The following is an 8,192-nucleotide window of genomic DNA, read 5'->3' on the forward strand; positions in this document are numbered from 1 at the left end:
GGGAGCACGACTTGGCCAACACCGTTCATCAAGCCTTCGCCCTCGCCGCCGCGCGCTGGGCAAAGCTCCCCTTCCTCTGCATCCTCCCCGAAACCGCCGACATCTACGGCATCACCGCCGGCGAACTGCGCTACGCGGAAGCGGCCGAACGTGTCGAAGCCCTGCGCGCCTCCTACGCCGCTGCCGGCTACGGCCATGGTCATCGCGTCGGCATCCTGCTCGAGAACCGTCCCGCCTTCTTCCTGCACTGGTTCGCGCTCAATGGACTCGGCGTATCCGTGGTTCCGATCAATCCTGACATGCGCGCGGCCGAACTCGAGTACCTCATCGGCCACTCCGAGATCGCGCTCGCCATCGCCCTGCCCCAGCGCCACGCCGATCTGCTCGCAGCCGCCGACCGTGCCGGCCGTCCCTTCCAGGTCATGGGCGAACGCGATACGCCCCCCGAGGCCGCCTTCCCTGCGCCGCAGGCAGACACCGAACCGCATGAGCTCAGCGAAGCTGCCCTGCTGTACACCTCGGGCACCACCGGCCGACCCAAGGGCTGCATCCTGCCCAACCGCTACTTCCTGCATGCAGGCAGGTGGTACGCCAACATCGGTGGACTGGCTGCACTGCAACCCGGCAAGGAGCGCATGATCACGCCGCTGCCGCTGGTGCACATGAATGCCATGGCCTACTCGGCGATGGCCATGATCATGACCGGCGGCTGCCTGATTCCGCTCGACCGTTTCCACCCCCGCAGCTGGTGGGCCAGCGTGCGCGAATCCCGCGCCACCGTGGTGCACTACCTCGGCGTCATGCCCGCCATGCTGATGAAGGCTGAAGCCAGCCCGGCTGACCGCGATCATTCGGTCCGCTTCGGCTTCGGCGCCGGCGTCGATCGCAGTCTGCACGGCGTGTTCGAAGAGCGCTTCGGCTTCCCCTTGCTCGAAGCCTGGGCGATGACCGAAACCGGCGCAGGCGCGGTGATCATCGCCAACAAGGAGCCACGCAACATCGGCACCTCCTGCTTCGGAAAGGAAGAAGCCGACGTGCAAGTCCGCCTTGTCACCGACGACGGTCGCGAAGCGGGCGTCGAAGAACAGGGTGAGTTGCTCGTGCGCCACGCTGGCGACGATCCCCGCTACGGCTTTCTGGCCGGCTACCTCAAGGACCAGGCGGCTACCGACGAAGCCTGGGCGGGCGGATGGTTTCACACCGGCGACATCGTCCGCCGCGACGCAGACGGCTACCTGCACTTCGTCGATCGCAAGAAGAACGTGATCCGCCGCAGCGGCGAAAACATCGCCGCCGTTGAAGTAGAGAGCGTTCTGCAGCAGCACGCACTGGTCAAATCGGTCGCCGTTGCCGCCGTGCCCGATCCCGTGCGCGGTGACGAAGTCATGGCCCTGGTTGTGGCCGAAAGCGCACTGGCCGATCGCGCAGCCATGGAATCCGCTGCAGCCGATCTGGTGAACTGGGCGCTGTCGCAACTCGCCTACTACAAGGCGCCGGGCTACGTCGCCTTCGTCGATGCGCTGCCGCTGACCACCACCAACAAGATCCAGCGTGGCGAACTCAAGGCGCTTGCGCCGACCCTGGTCGAGCATGCCAACTGTGTGAATACCTGCGCAATGAAGAAACGGCAGGGAGATCACAAGTGAGCGCCGCTGCCCGCAAGCGACTCGGCTATGAAGGCGTGGTTGCCGTGATGCCGGCGACCATCCCCTACGTCCGCTACTCCACGCACAGTGCGCACTGGTGGCTGGGGCGCGCGCTCGGCGAACTGATCCGTGGCGCCGGCATCGCAAAGGCTGAAGTCGACGGGGTGTGCGTCTCCAGCTTCACCCTCGGCCCCGACACCGCAGTCGGACTGATGCAGCACCTCGGCATGAGCCCGCGCTGGCTCGACCACATCCCGATGGGGGGCGCCTCCGGCGTCATCGCATTGCGGCGTGCCGCCCGTGCGGTGCAGGCAGGCGATGCCGAAGTGGTCGCCTGCATCGCCGGCGACACCAACCATGTGGATTCCTTCCGCAACACTGTCAGCCAGTTCTCCCGCTTTGCCCAGGACGCGGTCTATCCCTATGGCGCGGGTGGCCCCAACGCGAGCTTCGCGCTGCTGACCGATTACTACATGAAGCACTATGGCGCCACGCGTGAAGACTTCGGCAAGCTCTGCGTTGCGCAGCGCGACAACGCGCTGAAGAACCCGCATGCGCTGATGAAGAAACCGCTGACCCTGGCCCAGTACATCGACGCCCGTCCGATCACCGACCCGATCCACCTCTTCGACTGCGTCATGCCGTGTGCCGGCGCCGAAGGCTATCTGGTGATGACCGAAGAACGCGCCAAGGCGCTCAAGCTGCCCTTCGTCCGCATCCGCTCAACCATCGAACGCCACAACGCCTTCCCGGAAGACCCGATCCAGTTTCGCGGCGGCTGGGCGATGGACAAGGATGAACTGTACGCACACGCTGGCGCCGCCCCGGACGATGTCGACTTCCTCGAAACCTACGACGATTACCCGGTGATCAACATGATGCAGTTCGAGGATCTCGGGTTCTGCGCCAAGGGCGAGGCCGCCGCCTTCGTGCGCGAGCACAGCTTCACCATCGACGGCGACTTTCCCTTCAACACCTCGGGCGGTCAGCTCTCGGTCGGTCAGGCCGGCGCGGCAGGTGGCTACCTCGGCTTCGTGCAGGCCTTGCGCCAGCTCACCGGCAGCGCCGGAAAAACCCAGGTCGACGGCGCGAAGCTCGGACTGGTGTCTGGATTCGGCATGATCAACTACGACCGCGGCCTGTGCTCCGGCGCAGCGCTGCTCGAACGAGGAACTGCCGCATGACCGCGCCACTCGTCAAACCGAAAAAGAAGAATCCGGTCGAACGCACCCGGCTCTCCACCCGTCCGCCCGCCCCACGCAGCCGCAGCGCCCAGGGGCTCACCCGTGCAGCCGCCGAGGGCAGCTTCGAACTGCAGGTATGTGCCGAGTGCAACACCGTTCAGTACCCCGCACGCGAAGTCTGCTGCAACTGCCTGTCAGAGCACCTGCAATGGAAGCCGGTGGACAACCGCGGCGAACTGATCGCCACCACCACGCTGCGTCACAGTAACGACCTGTATTTTCGTGAGCGCCTGCCGTGGCGCGTCGGCACCGTAAAGATGGCCGCCGGTCCGGTCGTGGTCGCTCACGTTCATGAGGACTGTGCCACCGACGCGCCGGTGCGCCTCACCCTCAAGCTCGACCGCAGCGGTCAGGCCGTGCTCCATGCCCTCCCCGAAAAGGACACCCCGAACATGAGCGATGCCGCCCAGCTGCGCGAATCCACCTGCGATCCGAAGTTTCGCCGCGTACTCGTCACTGACGGCAAATCGGCCATGGGCCTCGCGGTCGCAAAGGCCATGCTCGATGCAGGCGCCAACGCGGTCTTTCTCGGCGATCCGACGAGCTGGAAGGCGAATGCGGCCTTCGACAAGCTCGCCACCGATCCGCGTGTGCAGGTGGTCGATATCGACGTCACCGACACCGACTCGGTCGACCGCCTCGCGGCCTCGATCGGCGGCAAGGTCGAGATCCTGGTGAATACCGCGTCCTACCTGCGCGACGGCGGCATCCTCGGGCGCAAGGACGTGATCCTGGCCCGCGATGCAATGGAGGTAAACGTGCTCGGCCTGATGCGCCTCGCCCAGGCCTTCGGCCCCGGCATGTGCTTCCGCGCCGCAGACGGCACCAACAGCGCCGTGGCCTGGGTCAACATTCTTTCCATCCACGCCTTTGCCGCACTCCCCGCACGGGGTGCATGGTCGGCCTCGATGGCTGCGGCGCTGTCGGCAGCGCAGACCCTGCGCGCCGAGCTGAGCGGTGCCGGCGTGCGCGTGCTCAACGTTTTTCCTGGCCCGATCGACGAGGAATGGGAGCAGCTCACGCCCCCGCCCAAGCTCGCGCCGGCTGCCATCGCCAAGGCCATCGTCAAGGGCCTGCAGGACGGCATTGAGGATGCCTACGTCGGCGATATCGCAGAAGAGATCCGCGAACGCCTGCGCGAGAACCACAAGGCCATCGAACGCGAACTCGGCCAGTAAGCGCCCCCAGCCCCCAAGGAGCACACAGAATGAGCAACCCCATCCTCGCCCAGTTCATGAACGAGTTGTTGAGCGGCCGGCTGAAACTGGTCGACCTCACGCAGACGCTCGCGCCCGAATTCCCCACCATCGTACTGCCGCCCGAGTTCGGTCAGGCCTGGCCCTTCCGCATCGAAGAGATCTCGCGCTACGACGAGCGCGGTCCGGCCTGGTACTGGAACAACTTCTCCATGTCCGAGCACACCGGCACCCACTTCGATGCGCCGGCGCACTGGGTCAGCGGCAAGGATCAGCCCGACAACACCGTCGACTCGATCCCGGCCGAAAACTTCATTGCCACCGCCTGCGTGATCGATGTCTCGGCAGAAAGCGCCGAGAACCCGGACTTCCTGCTCACCATTGACTACGTCAAGTCCTGGGAAGAAAAGCACGGCCGGATTCCGGAGCGTGCCTGGGTGCTGCTTCGCACCGACTGGTCCAAGCGCACCACGCCCAGGGAATACCTCAACATGGCCGAAGATGGTGCACATTCGCCCGGCCCGGATGCCGAAGTGGTGCCCTGGCTCATCCGGGAACGAAACGTGCATGGCTTTGGTACCGAATCGGTCGGCACCGACGCCGGCCAGGCCCACCACCTCAACCCACCCTACCCCTGTCATTACTACATGCACGGCAACAACCGCTACGGGCTGCAATGTCTCACCAATCTTGACCAGTTGCCGCCGCAAGGCACGCTGATTTTTGCCGCGCCACTCAAGATTCGCAACGGTTCCGGCAGCCCGCTGCGGGTGCTGGCGCTGGCGCCGAGCGCGTGAGGGGCGGCCCCATGAACGAAGACAGGATCGCAGTCGTCACCGGCGGCAGCGCAGGCATTGGCGCCGACATCTGCAAACGCATGCTCGACGACGGCTATCAGGTCGTGTCGATGGCACGTCGCGCACCAGAGTGGACGCACCCGCGCCTCACCACGGTGCAGGTCGATCTGCTCGACGCCACCGCCACCGAGCAGGCTGCACAGGAGATTGCAGCGAACTACCCGGTCAGCCACTTCATCCACAACGCCGGCGTGATCTGGCCCAAGCTGCTGGGCGAAGTCAAGCTCGACGAGTTGCAGGGCCTCACCCAGATTCACCTCGGCGCCGCCATCAGCCTGATGCAGGCAGTGCTGCCCGGCATGGAAGCGCGCCAGTTCGGACGCGTTGTGCTGATGTCCTCACGCGGTGCTCTCGGACTGCCGACACGCACCGCCTACTCCGCAACCAAGGCCGGCATGATCGGCATGGCCCGGACCTGGGCGCTGGAACTCGCGCCCAAGGGCATCACGGTCAACGTCGTCGCACCCGGCCCGATCCAGACCGACATGTACTACGCGGTCATCGAAGCCGGCAGCGAGCGTGACAAGGCGCTGGCAGCCAGCATTCCGGTTCGCCGCGTTGGTCGCGCAGACGATGTCACCCGCGCGGTGATGTTCTTCGCCGACCCGGAAAACAGTTTCGTCACCGGGCAGACGCTGTACGTCTGCGGCGGCGCAAGTGTAGGAAGCATCACCATCTGAACCACGCAGCATTCAAATAATCCTTCATCCGCAGTACGCCCCATCCACGGAGAAAACCGCCATGATGTTGAAGAAAATCCCCGCTGCCATCGCACTTGCAAGCCTTGCTACCTTTGCCGGCAGCGCGCTCGCACAGGTCAAGGTTGGCGTCATTTCGTCCGCCACCGGCCCGACCGCACTGGTCGGCATCCCGCAGAAAAACAGCGTACCGCTGCTGCCGACCAAGGTGGGCGATCTCACCGTCGAGTACATTTCGCTCGACGACGCATCCGACTCCACGGCGTCGGTGAAGGCCGTCAAGAAGCTGCTGAGCGAAGACAAGGTCGACGCCATCATCGGACCCTCGGGCTCGCCCAACGCCATGGGCGCGATTCAGTTCATCGCCGAAGCCGGTGTTCCGATGCTGGCGCCGGTGGGTACCGCTGCCGTCGTGCTGCCGATGAATGAACAGAAGAAGTGGGTGTTCAAGACCACTCAGAACGACGACATCATCGCCAAGGCGCTGACCGAGCACATGGTCAAGGCCGGCGTGAAGACGCTTGGACTGATCGGCACTGCAGACCCCTATGGCGAAAACTGGGAAAAGGTCATGGGTGGCCTCGCCGAAGCCAACGGCATCAAGATTGTTGCCAGCGAGAAGTTTCAGCGCTCCGACAGTTCCGTCACCGGACAGGCATTGAAGATCCTCGGCGCCAAGCCCGATGCAGTACTCGTCACCGCGCCGGGCGGCCCCTCGGTGCTGCCGCAAACCACCCTGTTCGACATGGGCTACAAGGGTCAGATGTACCAGACTCACGGTGCTGCGCTACCCGACTTCCTCAAGCTCGGTGGCAAGAAAGTCGAAGGCACCATCCTCGCCGCGAGCCTGATGCTGGTACTGCCCGAGATCGCCGACAGCAACCCGTCGAAGAAAGTCGCTGCCGACTACATTGCCGCCTACGAGAAGATGCACGGCAACAAGCCCGCCACCTTCGGCGCCAACGTCTACGACGCCGGCCTGCTGCTGAAGCAGGCGATTCCGCTTGCCGCGCTCAAGGGCAAGCCGGGTACGCCGGAGTTCCGCTCGGCACTGCGCGACGCACTGGAGCAGACCAAGGAACTGGTCGGCACCCAGGGGGTGTACACCATGAGCCCCGCCGACCACAGCGGCTTCGACGAGCGCGGCCGGGTGATGATCACGGTGAAGGAAGGCAACTGGACCCTGCTCAAGTAAGCCGGACGCCCCAGCAACATTGTTGACAGGCCGCACGTCTCCGGACGTCGCGGCAACGAGGCAGAGCGGCCACCATCCGGTGGTCTCGAAGCCCTGAGATCCCGGGCCAGCCGGGCGGCTGCAGGATGATCCCTGCGTCGCCCGTGTGTCGGGTGGAATCGCTCATCCCGCGTTTCCAGCCACACCGGGATACATGGCGCCAAACGCGCTGCCCTGCCGAACGTCATGCCTCGAAGCAGGGCGGCGGCCCCCGACATCAGGACGCATCATGAATTTGCAGATCGTAATGTTCCTCGGGCAGGACGGGGTGACCAACGGCGCTATCTACGCGCTGCTGGCGTTATCCATCCTGCTGGTATTCACGGTGACCCGTGTGCTCTTCATTCCGCAGGGCGAATTCGTCGCCTTTGGCGCATTGACCATGGCCGCGATCCAGGCCGGCCAGGCAACAGCCGTGGTCTGGCTGCTGGCCGGCATGGCGGTGGTCGAAGCGACGCTTGATATCCTGCACCGGTTTCGCAGCCAGGGGCGATTCAGCATCGACATCCTCGGCTTTCTAAAGCTCGCCTACCCATTCGCGCTTGCGCTGGTGCTCTACCAGCTGCCACTGGCAACACTGCCGATGGCAATTCAGGCCGTGCTGACCTTCGCGCTCATCGTGCCGCTGGGCCCGCTGTTCTATCGCCTGTTCTATCAACCGGTCGCCAATGCACCAGTGCTGGTGCTGCTGATCGTGTCGATCGCGGTCCATGTGGCAATGGTGGGTATCGGCCTGCTGATCTTCGGACCGAGCGGTGCCAAGACGCTCCCCTTCTCCGATGCAAGCTTCCCGCTTGGCCCGATCACCCTCAACAGCCAGACGCTGTGGGTGATTGCCGCGTCGCTCGGGCTGATCATTGCGCTTTACCAGTTCTTCGAACGCACCATCTACGGCAAGGCCCTGCGTGCCACTGCGATCAACCGCGCCGGCGCCCGCCTGATGGGGATCTCCCCGGTCTTTGCCGGCAAGGCGAGCTTCTTCCTCGCCGCCTTCATCGGCACGCTGTCCGGCATCCTGATCGCACCGATCACCACCATCTACTACGACTCGGGCTTTCTCATCAGTCTCAAGGGCTTCATCGGCTCGATCATCGGTGGGCTGGTGAGCTACCCGGTGGCCGCCCTCGGCGCACTGCTGGTCGGGATGATTGAAGCCTTTTCAGCTTTCTGGGCCAGTACCTACAAGGAAGTCATCGTGTTCACACTGATCATCCCCTTCCTGCTGTGGCGCTCACTGACCGTCCGTCATGTGGAGGAAGAAGAATGACCGCCCGTCTCCCAATCGAGCCGCAGGCACCCGCGAACGCGAGTGCCTCC

Annotated in this window: 7 protein-coding genes; all 7 read left to right on the plus strand. The window is 64.5% G+C overall.

All coding sequences use genetic code 11. From position 1 onward, the window contains the following. Positions 1 to 11 precede the first annotated feature (11 nt). The 7 genes from AC22G6_RS07465 (at position 12) to AC22G6_RS07495 (ending at position 8,142) form a co-directional block, all read left to right on the plus strand. Positions 12 to 1,646 (plus strand): AMP-binding protein, encoded by a 1,635-nt coding sequence (locus tag AC22G6_RS07465; RefSeq protein WP_487366253.1) that lies wholly within the window; start codon positions 12 to 14, stop codon positions 1,644 to 1,646. Continuing rightward, the gene (locus AC22G6_RS07470) at positions 1,643 to 2,830 is read left to right on the plus strand and encodes a thiolase family protein (RefSeq protein ID WP_487366254.1); all 1,188 of its coding nucleotides are present in this window, start codon (positions 1,643 to 1,645) and stop codon (positions 2,828 to 2,830) included. The genes AC22G6_RS07465 and AC22G6_RS07470 overlap by 4 nt, the downstream gene beginning before the upstream one ends. Then, the gene (locus AC22G6_RS07475; protein ID WP_487366255.1) at positions 2,827 to 4,068 is read left to right on the plus strand and encodes an SDR family NAD(P)-dependent oxidoreductase; all 1,242 of its coding nucleotides are present in this window, start codon (positions 2,827 to 2,829) and stop codon (positions 4,066 to 4,068) included. The genes AC22G6_RS07470 and AC22G6_RS07475 overlap by 4 nt, the downstream gene beginning before the upstream one ends. 29 nt (positions 4,069 to 4,097) lie before the next feature. Continuing rightward, positions 4,098 to 4,883 carry a cyclase family protein gene (locus AC22G6_RS07480; RefSeq protein WP_487366256.1) on the plus strand — a complete coding sequence of 262 codons (786 nt, stop codon included), beginning with the start codon at positions 4,098 to 4,100 and terminating at the stop codon, positions 4,881 to 4,883. A gap of 11 nt (positions 4,884 to 4,894) precedes the next feature. After that, complete coding sequence (locus AC22G6_RS07485; RefSeq protein WP_487366257.1) at positions 4,895 to 5,623, plus strand: SDR family NAD(P)-dependent oxidoreductase; 729 nt, start codon at positions 4,895 to 4,897, stop codon at positions 5,621 to 5,623. A 61-nt stretch (positions 5,624 to 5,684) separates the two neighbouring features. Further along, entirely contained in the window at positions 5,685 to 6,836 is a 1,152-nt protein-coding gene (locus AC22G6_RS07490; RefSeq protein ID WP_487366258.1) for an ABC transporter substrate-binding protein, read from the plus strand. A 268-nt stretch (positions 6,837 to 7,104) separates the two neighbouring features. Then, positions 7,105 to 8,142, plus strand: a complete 1,038-nt coding sequence (locus AC22G6_RS07495) for a branched-chain amino acid ABC transporter permease (RefSeq protein ID WP_487366259.1) — start codon at positions 7,105 to 7,107, stop codon at positions 8,140 to 8,142. Positions 8,143 to 8,192: the final 50 nt, after the last annotated feature.

It is taken from the genome of Parazoarcus sp. PS-13 R2A (genome assembly GCF_057621855.1).

What these genes read in the sequence shown, in the direction of transcription:
- AC22G6_RS07475 (WP_487366255.1), top strand. Translation starts at nt 2,827, where the DNA reads ATGACCGCGCCACTCGTCAAACCGAAAAAGAAGAATCCGGTCGAACGC.
- AC22G6_RS07480 (WP_487366256.1), top strand. Translation starts at nt 4,098, where the DNA reads ATGAGCAACCCCATCCTCGCCCAGTTCATGAACGAGTTGTTGAGCGGC.
- AC22G6_RS07485 (WP_487366257.1), top strand. Translation starts at nt 4,895, where the DNA reads ATGAACGAAGACAGGATCGCAGTCGTCACCGGCGGCAGCGCAGGCATT.
- AC22G6_RS07490 (WP_487366258.1), top strand. Translation starts at nt 5,685, where the DNA reads ATGATGTTGAAGAAAATCCCCGCTGCCATCGCACTTGCAAGCCTTGCT.
- AC22G6_RS07495 (WP_487366259.1), top strand. Translation starts at nt 7,105, where the DNA reads ATGAATTTGCAGATCGTAATGTTCCTCGGGCAGGACGGGGTGACCAAC.